Below are 14781 nucleotides of genomic sequence, written 5' to 3'. Positions count from 1 at the left end.
AGGCTGATTCATGAGATCGAAAAGATTTGAAGCACTGGCGAAACGCCCTGTGAATCAGGACGGCTTCGTTAAGGAGTGGATCGAAGAAGGCTTTATCGCGATGGAAAGCCCGAACGATCCGAAACCGTCGATAAAAATCGTTAACGGCGCGGTGACCGAGCTGGACGGGAAACCGGTGAGCGATTTTGACCTGATCGACCACTTTATCGCCCGCTACGGTATCAACCTGAATCGCGCCGAAGAAGTGATGGCGATGGATTCGGTCAAGCTGGCCAATATGCTCTGCGATCCGAACGTCAAGCGTAGCGAAATCGTCCCGCTGACCACCGCGATGACCCCGGCGAAAATTGTCGAAGTGGTTTCGCATATGAACGTGGTTGAGATGATGATGGCGATGCAGAAAATGCGCGCCCGCCGCACCCCGTCTCAGCAGGCGCACGTCACCAACGTTAAAGACAACCCGGTGCAAATTGCCGCCGACGCCGCCGAAGGCGCATGGCGCGGATTCGACGAACAGGAAACCACCGTTGCGGTAGCGCGCTATGCGCCGTTTAACGCCATCGCCCTGCTGGTCGGTTCTCAGGTAGGCCGTCCGGGCGTGCTGACCCAGTGCTCGCTGGAAGAAGCGACCGAACTGAAGCTCGGCATGCTGGGCCACACCTGCTACGCCGAAACCATCTCCGTCTACGGCACCGAGCCGGTCTTTACCGACGGCGACGACACCCCGTGGTCGAAGGGCTTCCTCGCCTCCTCCTACGCCTCTCGCGGCCTGAAAATGCGATTCACCTCCGGCTCCGGCTCCGAAGTGCAGATGGGCTACGCAGAAGGCAAATCCATGCTTTATCTGGAAGCGCGCTGCATCTACATCACCAAAGCCGCCGGCGTTCAGGGGCTGCAAAACGGCTCCGTAAGCTGCATCGGCGTGCCGTCTGCGGTGCCTTCCGGCATTCGCGCGGTGCTGGCGGAAAACCTGATCTGTTCGTCGCTGGATCTGGAGTGCGCCTCCAGTAACGACCAGACCTTCACCCACTCCGATATGCGTCGTACCGCGCGCCTGCTGATGCAGTTCCTGCCGGGAACCGACTTCATCTCCTCCGGTTATTCCGCGGTGCCGAACTACGACAACATGTTCGCCGGTTCCAACGAAGATGCCGAAGACTTTGACGACTACAACGTTATCCAGCGCGACCTGAAGGTCGACGGCGGTCTGCGTCCGGTTCGCGAAGAAGATGTTATCGCCATCCGTAACAAAGCCGCCCGCGCGCTGCAGACCGTGTTTGCCGGAATGGGGCTGCCGCCGATTACCGATGAAGAAGTGGAAGCCGCGACCTACGCCCACGGTTCGAAAGATATGCCGGAGCGCAACATCGTCGAAGACATCAAATTCGCCCAGGAGATCATCAACAAGAACCGCAACGGCCTGGAGGTGGTGAAAGCGCTGGCGCAGGGCGGCTTCACCGACGTGGCCCAGGACATGCTCAACATCCAGAAAGCCAAGCTGACCGGGGACTATCTGCATACCTCCGCAATCATCGTCGGCGACGGACAGGTGCTATCAGCCGTCAACGACGTTAACGATTATGCCGGTCCGGCAACGGGCTATCGCCTGCAGGGCGAACGCTGGGAAGAGATTAAAAACATCCCTGGCGCTCTTGATCCCAACGAGATTGATTAAGGGGTGAGAAATGGAAATTAATGAAAAATTGCTGCGCCAGATAATTGAAGAAGTGCTTAGCGAAATGAAGGGCAGCGATAAACCGGTCTCGTTTAATGCGCCGGCGGCCTCGACTGCGCCGCAGGCAACCGCGCCTGCTGCCGACGGCTTCCTGACGGAAGTCGGCGAAGCGCGTCAGGGCACTCAGCAGGATGAAGTGATTATCGCCGTCGGCCCGGCTTTCGGCCTGGCGCAGACCGTCAATATCGTCGGCATACCGCATAAGAGCATTTTGCGCGAAGTGATTGCCGGTATTGAAGAAGAAGGCATTAAAGCGCGCGTAATTCGCTGCTTTAAATCCTCCGACGTGGCCTTCGTCGCCGTTGAAGGCAACCGCCTGAGCGGCTCCGGCATCTCTATCGGCATCCAGTCAAAAGGCACCACCGTTATCCACCAGCAGGGCCTGCCGCCGCTCTCTAACCTGGAGCTGTTCCCCCAGGCGCCGCTGCTGACCCTGGAAACCTACCGCCAGATTGGTAAAAACGCCGCCCGCTATGCGAAACGCGAATCGCCGCAGCCGGTCCCGACGCTGAACGACCAGATGGCGCGGCCAAAATACCAGGCGAAATCGGCCATTTTGCACATTAAAGAGACCAAGTACGTGGTGACGGGCAAAAACCCGCAGGAACTGCGCGTGGCGCTTTGATAAAGGATAACTCCATGAATACCGACGCAATTGAATCGATGGTGCGCGACGTATTAAGCCGTATGAACAGCCTGCAGGGCGAGGCGCCAGCGGCGGCTCCGGCGGCTGGCGGCGCGCCCCGTAGCGCAAAGGTCAGCGACTACCCGCTGGCGAATAAGCACCCGGAATGGGTGAAAACCGCCACCAATAAAACGCTGGACGACTTTACGCTGGAAAACGTGCTGAGCAATAAAGTCACCGCTCAGGATATGCGTATTACCCCGGAAACGCTGCGCTTACAGGCTTCTATCGCCAGGGACGCGGGCCGCGACCGGTTGGCGATGAACTTCGAACGCGCCGCCGAACTGACCGCGGTACCGGACGATCGCATTCTTGAAATCTACAACGCCCTCCGCCCCTATCGCTCGACGAAAGAGGAGCTGCTGGCGATCGCCGACGATCTCGAAAGCCGCTATCAGGCGAAGATTTGCGCCGCTTTCGTTCGCGAAGCGGCAACGCTGTACGTCGAGCGTAAAAAACTCAAGGGCGACGATTAATTACAGGGGCATGTGATGCGATATATAGCTGGCATTGATATCGGCAACTCATCGACGGAAGTCGCCCTGGCGACCCTGAATGAGGCTGGCGCGCTGACGATTACGCACAGCGCGCTGGCGGAAACCACCGGGATCAAAGGCACGTTGCGTAACGTGTTCGGCATTCAGGAGGCCCTCGCGCTGGTCGCAAAGCGCGCGGGGATCAGTGTCAGCGATATTTCGCTCATCCGCATTAACGAAGCCACGCCGGTGATTGGCGATGTGGCGATGGAAACCATTACCGAAACCATCATCACCGAATCAACCATGATCGGCCATAACCCGAAAACGCCCGGCGGCGCGGGGCTTGGCGTGGGCATCACCATTACGCCGCAGGAGCTGTTAACCCGCCCGGCGGACGCGCCCTATATCCTGGTGGTGTCGTCGGCGTTTGACTTTGCCGATATCGCCAGCGTGATTAACGCTTCCCTGCGCGCCGGATATCAGATTACCGGCGTCATTTTGCAACGTGACGATGGCGTGCTGGTCAGCAACCGGCTGGAAAAACCGCTGCCGATCGTTGACGAAGTGCTGTACATCGACCGCATTCCGCTGGGGATGCTGGCGGCAATTGAGGTCGCCGTCCCGGGGAAGGTCATCGAAACGCTCTCTAACCCCTACGGCATCGCCACCGTATTCCACCTCAACGCCGAGGAGACGAAAAACATCGTGCCGATGGCGCGAGCGCTGATTGGCAACCGTTCCGCCGTGGTGGTCAAAACGCCATCCGGTGACGTCAAAGCGCGCGCGATACCCGCCGGTAACCTTGAGCTGCTGGCCCAGGGCCGGAGCGTACGCGTAGATGTCGCCGCCGGAGCCGAAGCCATCATGAAAGCGGTCGACGGCTGCGGCAAACTCGATAACGTCACCGGCGAGTCGGGGACCAATATCGGCGGCATGCTGGAGCATGTGCGCCAGACCATGGCCGAGCTGACCAACAAGCCCAGCAGCGAGATTTTTATTCAGGATCTGCTGGCCGTTGACACCTCGGTTCCGGTGAGCGTCACCGGCGGTCTGGCCGGGGAGTTCTCGCTGGAGCAGGCAGTGGGCATCGCCTCCATGGTGAAATCTGACCGTTTGCAGATGGCGATGATTGCCCGCGAGATCGAGCAGAAGCTCAATATCGACGTACAGATCGGCGGCGCAGAGGCCGAAGCCGCCATTCTCGGCGCGCTGACCACCCCCGGCACCACGCGTCCGCTGGCGATCCTCGACCTGGGCGCAGGCTCCACCGATGCCTCCATCATCAACCCCAAAGGCGAAATCATCGCCACTCACCTCGCCGGAGCTGGCGATATGGTGACGATGATCATTGCCCGCGAGCTGGGGCTGGAGGATCGCTACCTGGCGGAAGAGATCAAAAAATATCCACTGGCGAAAGTCGAAAGTCTGTTCCATCTGCGCCACGAGGACGGCAGCGTGCAGTTCTTCTCCACGCCGCTGCCCCCCGCCGTATTCGCCCGCGTCTGCGTGGTGAAACCGGACGAACTGGTGCCGCTTCCCGGCGACTTAGCGCTGGAAAAAGTGCGCGCCATTCGCCGCAGCGCCAAAGAGCGCGTCTTTGTCACCAACGCCCTGCGCGCGCTGCGTCAGGTCAGCCCGACCGGCAACATTCGCGATATTCCGTTCGTGGTGCTGGTCGGTGGCTCGTCGCTGGATTTCGAAGTTCCGCAGCTGGTCACCGATGCGCTGGCGCACTACCGCCTGGTGGCCGGGCGAGGAAATATTCGCGGCAGCGAAGGCCCCAGAAACGCGGTGGCCACCGGTCTGATTCTCTCCTGGCATAAGGAGTTTGCGCATGGACAGTAATCACACCGCCCCGGCTATTGTGATCGCCGCCATCGACGGCTGCGACGGCTTGTGGCGCGAAGTGCTGCTGGGTATCGAAGAGGAAGGCATTCCTTTCCTGCTCCAGCATCACCCGGCCGGGGATGTCGTGGACAGCGCCTGGCAGGCGGCGCGCAGCTCGCCGCTGCTGGTGGGCATCGCCTGCGACCGCCATACGCTGGTCGTGCACTACAAGAATTTACCCGCATCGGCGCCGCTTTTTACGCTGATGCTTCATCAGGACAGTCAGGCCCACCGCAACACCGGTAATAACGCGGCACGGCTGGTCAAAGGGATCCCTTTCCGGGATCTGAATAGCTAAGCAACAGGAGAACAGCAGTATGAATAACGCACTGGGACTGGTTGAAACAAAAGGGTTAGTAGGCGCCATTGAAGCCGCCGATGCCATGGTGAAATCGGCCAACGTGCAGCTGGTCGGCTACGAAAAAATTGGCTCGGGTCTGGTGACCGTAATGGTTCGCGGCGATGTCGGCGCGGTCAAAGCGGCGGTGGATGCGGGCAGCGCGGCGGCAAGCGTGGTGGGTGAAGTGAAATCCTGCCACGTGATCCCGCGTCCGCACAGCGACGTTGAGGCCATTTTACCGAAATCAGCCTGATTGATGGCGAATAAGGAGCACCGCGTGAAGCAATCACTGGGATTACTTGAAGTTTATGGTCTGGCACTGGCTATTAGCTGCGCCGATATCATGGCGAAATCCGCTTCTATCACGCTGGTCGCCCTCGAAAAGACCAATGGTTCAGGCTGGATGGTGATTAAAATTACCGGTGATGTGGCCTCAGTACAGGCGGCTATCACCACCGGTGCACAGTTTGCCGAACAGCGAAACGGTCTGGTGGCTCATAAAGTCATCGCCAGACCCGGAGAAGGGATCCTGCCAGCAGAGGCTCCCCCACCCTCCGTCATGGAACCTGAGCCTGAAGAGTCAGAGACGGCTAATGTCGTTTCTGAAGCGCCAGCAGAAGAGCCCCTCCAGCAACAAGGCGTGGTGAGCTGCAACCTGTGCCTGGATCCAAAATGTCCACGCCAGAAGGGCGAGCCGCGCACCCTTTGCATTCATCCCGGCAAGCGAGGTGAAGCGTAATGGATAAACAGCTTCTCGAATCAACGGTCAGTAAAGTCCTCGACGAGATGCGTCTGCGGCCCATTCCGCTGGGGGTTTCAAATCGTCATATCCACCTGTCGGCGTCGGATTATGAACGCCTGTTTCCCGGTCATCCCATCAGCGAGAAAAAAGCGCTGCTGCAGCCGGGACAGTACGCTGCGGAGCAAACCGTCACCCTGGTAGGGCCGAAGGGGCAGCTTAAAAATGTGCGCCTGCTCGGCCCGCTGCGCTCGGTAAGTCAGGTGGAAATCTCGCGTACCGATGCCAGAACCCTGGGGGTGGCGGCGCCGCTGAGAATGTCCGGCGATCTGAAGGGGACGCCGGGCATCCGTCTGGTCAGCCCTTTTGGCGAGCTAGAACTCTCGACAGGGGTTATCGTCGCACAGCGGCATATCCATATGTCGCCGCTCGATGCGCTGATCCTGCGGGTCTCGCACGGCGATATGGTTTCGGTGGCCATTGAAGGCGACGAGCGCGGGCTGATCTTCAACAACGTGGCGGTTCGCGTTTCACCGGATATGCGTCTCGAAATGCACATTGATACCGATGAAGCCAACGCCGCCGGCGCTGATAACCCGCAGGCCTTTGCCCGGCTGGTAGGCCCGCGATGAACGGCGAAATTCTGCAGCGCATTGTGGAGGAGATTGTCTCCCGGCTGCAGCGTCGCGCCCATAGCACGGCGACGTTGAGCGTTGCGCAGCTCCGTGATGCCGACTGTCCAGCGCTGTTCTGTCAGCACGCCTCGCTGCGCATTCTGCTCGTTGACCTGCCGCTGCTGGCTCAGCTTGCGGATGCGGAAACCGACGATGCCGCGGCGCGGAAAATTCACGAGGCGCTGGCTTTCGGCATCCGCGTGCAGCTCACCCTGCACAGCCAGCTGCTGCCGGTTATCCCGCTCAAAAAACTGGCGCGCCTGCCGGTGATATTCACCGACGAGCGCGGACTGCCGCTGATCCTGCATGCAGGTTCAGTGCTGAGCTATCGCGACGTCGCGCAGCTGGGCCAGGGGCGTCTGGTTATCCACCGCAAATGCATCGTGACCGCGCTGGCGCGCGAAGCGGCACAGGCGCGGCATATTCAATTCATTAAGCAGGAGTAAATCATGCATCTGGCACGAGTCACGGGCGCGGTTGTCTCCACGCAAAAATCGCCTTCCCTGATCGGCAAAAAGCTGCTGCTGGTGCGGCGGGTCAGCGCCGATGGCGAACTCCCCGCCTCCCCCACCTCCGGCGATGAAGTCGCCGTCGATTCCGTCGGCGCGGGGATCGGCGAGCTGGTTCTGCTCAGCGGCGGCTCCAGCGCTAGGCACGTTTTTTCCGGGCCAAACGAGGCCATCGACCTCGCCGTTGTCGGCATTGTCGATACGCTTTCACGTTAAGGAGCGAATATGGCGATTTATACCCGAACGGGCGACGCTGGCACCACCTCACTCTTTACCGGCCAGCGGGTGAGCAAAACGCACCCGCGGGTTGAAGCCTACGGCACGCTGGACGAACTGAACGCCGCGCTGAGCCTGTGCGCCTGCGCCGCCGCGGATGAAAATCACCGCGCCCTGCTCGAAGCCATCCAGCAGCAAATATTCTGGTTTAGCGCAGAACTGGCCAGCGACAGCGAGCAGCCGTCGCCCAAACAGCGCTACATCAGCAGCGAAGAGATTTCCGCCCTGGAAGCCGCCATCGATCGGGCCATGGCCCGCGTCGAACCGCTGCATAGCTTTATTTTACCCGGCCGCTGCGAAGCCGCGAGCCGCCTGCATTTTGCCCGCACGCTGGCCCGCCGCGCCGAACGCCGTCTGGTTGAGCTGGCGGCGGAAGTCAACGTACGCCAGGTGCTGATGCGCTACATCAACCGCTTATCAGATTGCCTGTACGCCCTGGCCCGCGCGGAAGATAGCGATGCGCACCAGAACAATATTATTCGTGAGGTTAGCAGGCGCTATCTGGCCGCCAGCCAGCCGAGCCACAGCAAGGAGACGACGCCCGTGGCACTCTCATTCCACGATCTGCACCAGCTCACCCGCGCCGCGGTTGAGCGCGCGCAGCAGCTTCAGGTGCCGGTGGTGATTAGCATCGTTGATGCCCACGGTACGGAAACCGTCACCTGGCGGATGCCGGACGCCCTGCTGGTCAGCAGCGAACTGGCGCCGAAAAAGGCCTGGACCGCGGTGGCGATGAAAACGGCGACCCATGAGCTGAGCGATGTCGTTCAGCCGGGCGCGGCGCTTTACGGTCTGGAAAGTCATTTACAGGGAAAAGTGGTCACCTTTGGCGGCGGTTACGCCCTGTGGCGCGACGGCTTATTAATTGGGGGTCTTGGCATCAGCGGCGGCAGCGTTGAGCAGGACATGGACATAGCACAGACCGCCATCGCGGCTATTAACGTGGGAACACATCAATGAATACTTCTGAACTCGAAACCCTGATTCGCACCATTCTTAGCGAGCAATTAACCACGCCAGCGCAAACGCCGGTCCAGCCTCAGGGCAAAGGGATTTTTCAGTCCGTCAGCGAGGCTATCGACGCCGCGCACCAGGCGTTCTTACGTTATCAGCAGTGCCCGCTAAAAACCCGCAGCGCCATTATCAGCGCAATACGTCAGGAGCTGACGCCGCTGCTGGCGACGCTGGCGGAAGAGAGCGCCAATGAAACGGGGATGGGCAACAAAGAAGATAAATTCCTGAAAAACAAGGCCGCGCTCGACAACACGCCGGGCGTGGAAGATCTCACCACCACCGCGCTGACCGGCGACGGCGGCATGGTGCTGTTTGAATACTCACCGTTTGGCGTTATCGGGTCCGTCGCGCCGAGCACCAACCCGACGGAAACCATCATCAACAACAGCATCAGCATGCTGGCGGCGGGCAACAGCGTCTACTTCAGCCCGCATCCGGGAGCAAAAAAGGTCTCTCTCAAGCTCATCAGCCTGATAGAGGAGATTGCCTTCCGCTGCTGCGGCATCCGCAATCTGGTGGTCACCGTGGCGGAACCGACGTTTGAAGCCACCCAGCAGATGATGGCCCATCCGCGCATTGCGGTGCTGGCTATCACCGGCGGCCCGGGTATTGTGGCAATGGGCATGAAGAGCGGTAAAAAAGTGATTGGCGCTGGCGCGGGCAACCCGCCCTGTATCGTTGATGAAACGGCGGATTTGGTGAAGGCGGCGGAAGATATCATCAACGGCGCTTCGTTCGATTACAACCTGCCCTGCATCGCCGAGAAGAGCCTGATTGTGGTGGAGAGCGTGGCTGAACGCCTGGTGCAGCAAATGCAAACCTTCGGCGCGCTGCTGCTCAGTCCAGCCGATACCGACAAACTCCGCGCCGCCTGCCTGCCTGAAGGCCAGGCAAACAAAAAGCTGGTCGGCAAAAGCCCGTCGGCCATGCTGGAAGCTGCCGGGATCGCCGTGCCGGCGAAAGCGCCGCGTCTGCTGATTGCTATCGTCAACGCCGATGACCCGTGGGTCACCAGCGAACAGCTGATGCCGATGCTGCCGGTAGTGAAAGTCCGCGATTTCGATAGCGCGCTGGCGCTGGCCCTCAAGGTTGAAGAGGGGCTGCATCATACCGCCATTATGCACTCGCAGAACGTGTCGCGCCTGAACCTTGCGGCCCGCACCCTGCAAACCTCGATATTCGTCAAGAACGGCCCCTCCTATGCCGGGATCGGCGTCGGCGGCGAAGGTTTTACCACCTTTACCATTGCCACGCCAACCGGTGAAGGGACAACCTCGGCGCGCACCTTTGCCCGCTCCCGGCGCTGCGTGCTGACCAACGGCTTTTCCATCCGCTAACCGAGGTCGCGATGAATACTTTCTCACTACAAACGCGGTTGTACAGCGGTCAGGGCAGTCTGGCGGTGCTCAAGCGCTTTACCAATAAGCACATCTGGATAATCTGCGATGGCTTTCTGGCGCGTTCGCCGCTGCTGGATACCCTGCGTAACGCGTTGCCCGCAGATAACCGCATTAGCGTCTTTAGCGAGATAACGCCGGACCCTACTATCCATACCGTGGTGCAGGGGATTGCGCAAATGCAGGCCCTGCGTCCGCAGGTGGTCATCGGCTTCGGCGGCGGTTCGGCAATGGACGCGGCGAAAGCGATTGTCTGGTTCAGCCAGCAGAGCGGCATCAACATCGAAACCTGCGTGGCCATACCAACCACCAGCGGCACCGGCTCGGAAGTGACCAGCGCCTGCGTGATTAGCGACCCGGATAAAGGCATTAAGTACCCGCTGTTCAACAATGCGCTGTATCCGGATATGGCGATCCTTGACCCGGAGCTGGTGGTCAGCGTGCCGCCGCAGATTACGGCCAACACCGGCATGGACGTGCTGACCCATGCGCTGGAGGCGTGGGTTTCGCCGCACGCCAGCGACTTTACCGACGCGCTGGCGGAAAAAGCCGCCAAACTGGTGTTCCAGTATCTGCCCACGGCGGTGGAAAAAGGTGACTGCGTGGCGACGCGCGGGAAAATGCATAACGCCTCAACCCTCGCCGGGATGGCCTTCAGCCAGGCGGGACTGGGGCTTAATCACGCTATTGCCCACCAGCTTGGCGGGCAGTTTCATCTGCCGCATGGCCTGGCTAACGCGCTGCTGTTAACCACGGTTATCCGCTTTAACGCCGCTGTTCCCCGCGCTGGCAAACGCTATGCGCGGCTGGCCAAAGCCTGTGGCTTTTGCCCGGCAGAGGCCAATGACGTCACGGCGATCAATGCGCTGATTCAGCAGATCGAACGACTCAAGCAACGCTGCGCGCTGCCGTCACTGGCGATCGCGCTGAAAGAAGGACGCTCTGAGTTTTCCGCGCGTATTCCGGCGATGGTGCAGGCCGCGCTGGCGGACGTTACCTTACGCACCAACCCGCGTCCAGCCTGCGCTGAAGAAATCAGGGAACTGCTGGAGGAACTGCTATGAGCGCCGCCATCAACAGCGTTGAAATCTCCCATAGCGCCGATGAAATCCGCGAGCGCGTGCGCGCAGCAGGCGTCGTCGGCGCGGGCGGCGCGGGGTTTCCCGCCCACGTTAAGCTACAGGCGCAGGTAGAGATTTTTCTGGTCAACGCCGCCGAGTGCGAACCGATGCTCAAGGTCGACCAACAGCTGATGTGGCAGCAGGCTGCGCGCCTTGTGCGCGGCGTGCAGTACGCGATGACGGCAACCGGCGCGCGCGAAGGGGTCATTGCCCTGAAAGAAAAATACCGCCGGGCTATCGACGCCCTTACCCCGCTGCTGCCTGCCGGTATCCGTCTGCATATTCTGCCGGATGTCTATCCCGCGGGCGATGAAGTGCTGACCATCTGGCTGGCAACCGGTCGCCGGGTCGCGCCCGCCGCGCTGCCGGCCAGCGTCGGCGTGGTGGTCAATAACGTGCAAACGGTCCTCAATATTGCCCGGGCGGTTGAACAGCAGTTTCCGGTCACCCGCCGCACGCTGACCGTTAACGGCGCGGTCGCCCGACCGCTGACCGTCACGGTCCCCATCGGCATGCCGCTGCGCGAAGTACTGGCGCTGGCGGGCGGCGCGACGGTCGATGACCCCGGTTTTATTAACGGCGGTCCGATGATGGGCGGCCTGATCACCTCTCTCGATAACCCGGTGACCAAAACCACCGGCGGCCTGCTGGTGCTGCCGAAAAGCCATCCGCTTATTCAGCGGAGAATGCAGGACGAACGCACGGTGCTTTCCGTGGCTCGCACCGTCTGCGAGCAGTGCCGGCTGTGTACCGATCTCTGCCCACGGCATCTGATCGGCCACGAACTCTCTCCGCACCTGCTGGTGCGGGCGGTGAACTTTCATCAGGCCGCCACGCCGCAGCTGCTGCTTAGCGCACTTACCTGCTCGGAATGCAACGTCTGCGAAAGCGTGGCCTGTCCGGTCGGGATCTCGCCGATGCGCATCAACCGCATGCTAAAACGCGAGCTGCGCGCGCAAAACCAGCGCTACGAAGGGCCGCTGTATCCTGCCGACGAAATGGCGAAATACCGCCTCGTACCGGTGAAGCGATTGATCGCCAAACTGGGATTAAGCCCCTGGTACCAGGAAGCACCGCTGGTTGAAGAGGAACCGTCAGTAGAAGAAGTGACATTGCAGTTGCGCCAGCATATCGGCGCCGGTGCGGTGCCGAATGTCACCGTCGGGGAGCGCGTTACGCGCGGGCAATGCATTGCCGATGTTCCGGCAGGCGCATTAGGCGCGCCGATTCACGCCAGTATTGACGGCGTTATTGCGGCCATCAGCGAACAGGCCATCACGGTTGTAAGAGGTTAACCATGTCTCAGGCTATAGGAATTTTAGAACTCACCAGCATTGCCAAAGGGATGGAACTCGGCGATGCGATGCTGAAAAGCGCCAACGTTAATCTGCTGGTCAGCAAGACCATCTGTCCGGGGAAGTTTTTACTGATGCTTGGCGGCGATATCGGCGCTGTCCAGCAGGCCATTGAAACCGGCACTTCGCAGGCCGGCGAAATGCTCGTCGACAGCCTGGTTCTGGCGAATATTCATCCCAGCGTCCTTCCGGCCATCAGCGGCCTGAACAGCGTAGACCGACGCCAGGCGGTCGGCATCGTTGAAACCTGGAGCGTGGCGGCCTGCATCAGCGCCGCTGACCGGGCGGTGAAAGGCTCAAACGTCACCCTGGTGCGGGTGCATATGGCTTTCGGCATCGGCGGTAAATGCTACATGGTGGTGGCGGGCGACGTTTCTGATGTCAACAACGCGGTGACGGTTGCCAGCGAAAGCGCGGGCGAAAAAGGGCTGCTGGTTTACCGCTCGGTGATCCCGCGCCCGCATGAAGCGATGTGGCGACAGATGGTGGAGGGATGATGGAAAGGCAGCCAACAACGGATCGCATGATTCAGGAATATGTTCCCGGAAAACAGGTGACCCTCGCGCACCTGATTGCCAATCCAGGGAAAGATCTCTTTAAGAAGCTGGGCCTGCAGGATGCGGTATCCGCCATTGGCATCCTCACCATTACGCCCAGCGAGGCGTCGATTATCGCCTGCGATATCGCCACCAAATCCGGCGCGGTAGAGATTGGTTTTCTTGACCGCTTTACCGGCGCCGTGGTGCTGACCGGCGACGTTTCCGCCGTCGAGTATGCCCTCAAGCAGGTGACGCGCACGCTGGGCGAAATGATGCAGTTCACTACCTGCACGATCACCCGGACGTAGCGCAATGAAACGTCTGATGCTTATCGGCCCCAGCCAGTGCGGGAAAACCTCGCTTACCCAGGGTCTGCGCGGCGAAGCGCTCCATTACAAGAAAACTCAGGCGATTGAATGGTCGCCGATGGCCATCGACACGCCGGGCGAATATCTGGAGAACCGCTGCCTTTATAGCGCCCTGCTGACCAGCGCCTGCGAGGCCGACGTTATCGCGCTGGTGCTGAATGCCGACGCCCAGTGGTCGCCGTTTTCTCCGGGTTTTACCGTCCCGATGAACCGTCCGACGATTGGCCTGGTCACCAAAGCTGACCTCGCCGACCCGCAGCGGATATCGCTGATCGGCGAGTGGCTCAGGCAGGCTGGCGCCCGGCAAATTTTTATCACCAGCGCGCTGAATAACCTGGGTCTTGATGCCGTGCTGAATTTTCTGAATTCGAAGGAACCTTTATGATGTCTTACAAAATCATGGCCATTAACGCCGGCAGTTCATCGTTAAAATTCCAGCTGCTGGAGATGCCGCAGGGCGACATGCTCTGCCAGGGATTAATCGAACGTATCGGCATGGCAAACGCCCAGGTGACTCTCAAAACTCCGGAGCAGAAATGGCAGGAGACGGCGCCGATCGCCGATCACCGTGAAGCCGTCACCCTGCTGCTTGAAAAGCTCCTCAACCATCGGATTATCCAGAGCTTGCAGGATATCGATGGCGTCGGCCACCGCGTGGCGCACGGCGGGGAGCGCTTTAAGGATTCAACGCCGGTGACCGATGACACCTTAGCGGAAATCGAGCGCCTGGCAGAGCTGGCCCCGCTGCATAACCCGGTAAATGCCTTAGGCATCAAAGTGTTCCGCCAGCTGCTGCCCGACGCGCCGTCGGTGGCGGTGTTTGATACCGCTTTTCACCAGACGCTGGATGAGCGCGCCTTTATCTATCCGCTGCCGTGGCGCTACTACAGCGAGCTGGGCATTCGCCGTTACGGCTTCCACGGCACCAGCCATAAGTACGTCAGCGCGACGCTGGCGGAAAAGCTGGGCGTACCATTGAGCGCTCTGCGCGTAGTGTGCTGTCATCTCGGCAACGGCAGCAGCGTTTGCGCAATCAAAGGCGGGCGTTCGGTTAACACTTCAATGGGCTTTACGCCGCAGTCTGGGGTGATGATGGGCACCCGCAGCGGCGATATCGATCCGTCGATTCTACCGTGGCTGGCGCTGCATGAGGGTAAAACGCCGGAGCAGCTGAATCAGCTGCTGAATAACGAGTCCGGCCTGTTGGGCGTTTCCGGCGTCTCGCACGATTATCGCGATGTCGAGCAGGCGGCGGACAGCGGTAATCGTCAGGCAGCCCTGGCGCTCTCGCTGTTTGCTGAGCGCATTCGCGCCACTATCGGCAGCTATATTATGCAGATGGGCGGCCTGGACGCGCTGATCTTTACCGGCGGCATCGGCGAAAACTCCGCCCGAGCCAGGAGCGCCATCTGCCATAACCTGAATTTCCTCGGGCTCTCGGTCGATGAAGAGAAAAACCAGCACAACGCCACCTTTATTCAGGCCGAAAATGCGATGGTCAAAGTGGCGGTGATCAATACCAATGAAGAGCTGATGATCGCCCGCGATGTGATGCGCCTGGCGCTGCCGCAGGCGCGCGAGCTGGCGGTACCAGCCTAAACGACGCCTCTCCCCTTTGCGGAGAATCATGGTAACCGGCGGGTCGCCGTGCCACTATGCGCCC

General features: G+C 60.3%; 18 protein-coding genes. All 18 read left to right on the top strand.

The window, feature by feature from the left end:
* Positions 1-10 precede the first annotated feature (10 nt).
* Genes pduC through ACLH1I_RS12640 form a run of 18 tightly spaced genes read left to right on the top strand, consistent with a single transcriptional unit; the run spans position 11 to position 14717 of the window.
* Positions 11-1675, top strand: a complete 1665-nt coding sequence (gene pduC, locus ACLH1I_RS12725; protein WP_048325588.1) for a propanediol dehydratase large subunit PduC — start codon at positions 11-13, stop codon at positions 1673-1675.
* A gap of 10 nt (positions 1676-1685) precedes the next feature.
* Positions 1686-2360, top strand: coding sequence for a propanediol dehydratase medium subunit PduD (pduD, locus tag ACLH1I_RS12720; protein WP_004205483.1), 675 nt, complete (start codon positions 1686-1688; stop codon positions 2358-2360).
* A 14-nt stretch (positions 2361-2374) separates the two neighbouring features.
* A complete protein-coding gene (pduE, locus tag ACLH1I_RS12715; protein WP_049003235.1) occupies positions 2375-2896 on the top strand; it encodes a propanediol dehydratase small subunit PduE in 522 nt (173 codons plus the stop codon).
* Between the two features lie 15 nt (positions 2897-2911).
* Positions 2912-4744: a propanediol dehydratase reactivase alpha subunit PduG gene (gene pduG / locus ACLH1I_RS12710; RefSeq protein WP_023319056.1), complete on the top strand. Its 1833-nt coding sequence runs from the start codon at positions 2912-2914 to the stop codon at positions 4742-4744.
* Complete coding sequence (pduH, locus tag ACLH1I_RS12705; protein ID WP_062914399.1) at positions 4734-5084, top strand: propanediol dehydratase reactivase beta subunit PduH; 351 nt, start codon at positions 4734-4736, stop codon at positions 5082-5084. Before pduG ends, pduH begins: the two co-directional genes overlap by 11 nt.
* 19 nt (positions 5085-5103) lie before the next feature.
* Positions 5104-5379 (top strand): propanediol utilization microcompartment protein PduJ, encoded by a 276-nt coding sequence (gene pduJ / locus ACLH1I_RS12700; RefSeq protein WP_001057755.1) that lies wholly within the window; start codon positions 5104-5106, stop codon positions 5377-5379.
* Positions 5380-5382: 3 nt separating this feature from the next.
* On the top strand, positions 5383-5865 hold the full coding sequence (locus ACLH1I_RS12695; RefSeq protein WP_148719384.1) for a BMC domain-containing protein: 483 nt from the start codon (positions 5383-5385) through the stop codon (positions 5863-5865).
* The gene (locus ACLH1I_RS12690; RefSeq protein ID WP_064150829.1) at positions 5865-6497 is read left to right on the top strand and encodes a phosphate propanoyltransferase; all 633 of its coding nucleotides are present in this window, start codon (positions 5865-5867) and stop codon (positions 6495-6497) included. Before ACLH1I_RS12695 ends, ACLH1I_RS12690 begins: the two co-directional genes overlap by 1 nt.
* Entirely contained in the window at positions 6494-6985 is a 492-nt protein-coding gene (gene pduM, locus ACLH1I_RS12685) for a microcompartment protein PduM (protein WP_062914402.1), read from the top strand. The genes ACLH1I_RS12690 and pduM overlap by 4 nt, the downstream gene beginning before the upstream one ends.
* Positions 6986-6988: 3 nt before the next feature.
* On the top strand, positions 6989-7264 hold the full coding sequence (pduN, locus tag ACLH1I_RS12680) for a propanediol utilization microcompartment protein PduN (RefSeq protein WP_000549823.1): 276 nt from the start codon (positions 6989-6991) through the stop codon (positions 7262-7264).
* 9 nt (positions 7265-7273) lie between these two features.
* Entirely contained in the window at positions 7274-8284 is a 1011-nt protein-coding gene (gene pduO, locus ACLH1I_RS12675; protein WP_062914403.1) for a two-domain cob(I)yrinic acid a,c-diamide adenosyltransferase PduO, read from the top strand.
* On the top strand, positions 8281-9675 hold the full coding sequence (pduP, locus tag ACLH1I_RS12670; protein WP_062914404.1) for a CoA-acylating propionaldehyde dehydrogenase PduP: 1395 nt from the start codon (positions 8281-8283) through the stop codon (positions 9673-9675). Before pduO ends, pduP begins: the two co-directional genes overlap by 4 nt.
* 11 nt (positions 9676-9686) lie before the next feature.
* Positions 9687-10799, top strand: a complete 1113-nt coding sequence (gene pduQ / locus ACLH1I_RS12665) for a 1-propanol dehydrogenase PduQ (RefSeq protein ID WP_032456568.1) — start codon at positions 9687-9689, stop codon at positions 10797-10799.
* Positions 10796-12151 (top strand): cobalamin reductase PduS, encoded by a 1356-nt coding sequence (gene pduS / locus ACLH1I_RS12660; protein WP_048325611.1) that lies wholly within the window; start codon positions 10796-10798, stop codon positions 12149-12151. Before pduQ ends, pduS begins: the two co-directional genes overlap by 4 nt.
* 2 nt (positions 12152-12153) lie before the next feature.
* Positions 12154-12708: a propanediol utilization microcompartment protein PduT gene (pduT, locus tag ACLH1I_RS12655; protein ID WP_017899223.1), complete on the top strand. Its 555-nt coding sequence runs from the start codon at positions 12154-12156 to the stop codon at positions 12706-12708.
* Positions 12708-13058, top strand: coding sequence for a propanediol utilization microcompartment protein PduU (gene pduU / locus ACLH1I_RS12650; RefSeq protein ID WP_004205469.1), 351 nt, complete (start codon positions 12708-12710; stop codon positions 13056-13058). Before pduT ends, pduU begins: the two co-directional genes overlap by 1 nt.
* Before the next feature lie 4 nt (positions 13059-13062).
* Positions 13063-13503, top strand: a complete 441-nt coding sequence (gene pduV, locus ACLH1I_RS12645) for a propanediol utilization protein PduV (RefSeq protein WP_017899224.1) — start codon at positions 13063-13065, stop codon at positions 13501-13503.
* Positions 13503-14717, top strand: a complete 1215-nt coding sequence (locus ACLH1I_RS12640; protein ID WP_048326454.1) for an acetate/propionate family kinase — start codon at positions 13503-13505, stop codon at positions 14715-14717. The genes pduV and ACLH1I_RS12640 overlap by 1 nt, the downstream gene beginning before the upstream one ends.
* Positions 14718-14781 lie beyond the last annotated feature (64 nt).

The organism is Klebsiella sp. 1SOBk10mer (assembly GCF_046602535.1).
Taxonomy (GTDB): Bacteria; Pseudomonadota; Gammaproteobacteria; order Enterobacterales; family Enterobacteriaceae; genus Klebsiella; species Klebsiella quasipneumoniae.
The sequence above is the reverse complement of the archived record's forward strand: the minus strand, read 5'-3'. Positions and strand labels throughout refer to the sequence as shown.

Excerpts from the sequence above, each read along its gene's own strand:
- pduC (WP_048325588.1), top strand. The coding sequence starts at position 11 with ATGAGATCGAAAAGATTTGAAGCACTGGCGAAACGCCCTGTGAATCAG.
- pduD (WP_004205483.1), top strand. The coding sequence starts at position 1,686 with ATGGAAATTAATGAAAAATTGCTGCGCCAGATAATTGAAGAAGTGCTT.
- pduE (WP_049003235.1), top strand. The coding sequence starts at position 2,375 with ATGAATACCGACGCAATTGAATCGATGGTGCGCGACGTATTAAGCCGT.
- pduG (WP_023319056.1), top strand. The coding sequence starts at position 2,912 with ATGCGATATATAGCTGGCATTGATATCGGCAACTCATCGACGGAAGTC.
- pduH (WP_062914399.1), top strand. The coding sequence starts at position 4,734 with ATGGACAGTAATCACACCGCCCCGGCTATTGTGATCGCCGCCATCGAC.
- pduJ (WP_001057755.1), top strand. The coding sequence starts at position 5,104 with ATGAATAACGCACTGGGACTGGTTGAAACAAAAGGGTTAGTAGGCGCC.
- ACLH1I_RS12695 (WP_148719384.1), top strand. The coding sequence starts at position 5,383 with ATGGCGAATAAGGAGCACCGCGTGAAGCAATCACTGGGATTACTTGAA.
- ACLH1I_RS12690 (WP_064150829.1), top strand. The coding sequence starts at position 5,865 with ATGGATAAACAGCTTCTCGAATCAACGGTCAGTAAAGTCCTCGACGAG.
- pduM (WP_062914402.1), top strand. The coding sequence starts at position 6,494 with ATGAACGGCGAAATTCTGCAGCGCATTGTGGAGGAGATTGTCTCCCGG.
- pduN (WP_000549823.1), top strand. The coding sequence starts at position 6,989 with ATGCATCTGGCACGAGTCACGGGCGCGGTTGTCTCCACGCAAAAATCG.
- pduO (WP_062914403.1), top strand. The coding sequence starts at position 7,274 with ATGGCGATTTATACCCGAACGGGCGACGCTGGCACCACCTCACTCTTT.
- pduP (WP_062914404.1), top strand. The coding sequence starts at position 8,281 with ATGAATACTTCTGAACTCGAAACCCTGATTCGCACCATTCTTAGCGAG.
- pduQ (WP_032456568.1), top strand. The coding sequence starts at position 9,687 with ATGAATACTTTCTCACTACAAACGCGGTTGTACAGCGGTCAGGGCAGT.
- pduS (WP_048325611.1), top strand. The coding sequence starts at position 10,796 with ATGAGCGCCGCCATCAACAGCGTTGAAATCTCCCATAGCGCCGATGAA.
- pduT (WP_017899223.1), top strand. The coding sequence starts at position 12,154 with ATGTCTCAGGCTATAGGAATTTTAGAACTCACCAGCATTGCCAAAGGG.
- pduU (WP_004205469.1), top strand. The coding sequence starts at position 12,708 with ATGGAAAGGCAGCCAACAACGGATCGCATGATTCAGGAATATGTTCCC.
- pduV (WP_017899224.1), top strand. The coding sequence starts at position 13,063 with ATGAAACGTCTGATGCTTATCGGCCCCAGCCAGTGCGGGAAAACCTCG.
- ACLH1I_RS12640 (WP_048326454.1), top strand. The coding sequence starts at position 13,503 with ATGTCTTACAAAATCATGGCCATTAACGCCGGCAGTTCATCGTTAAAA.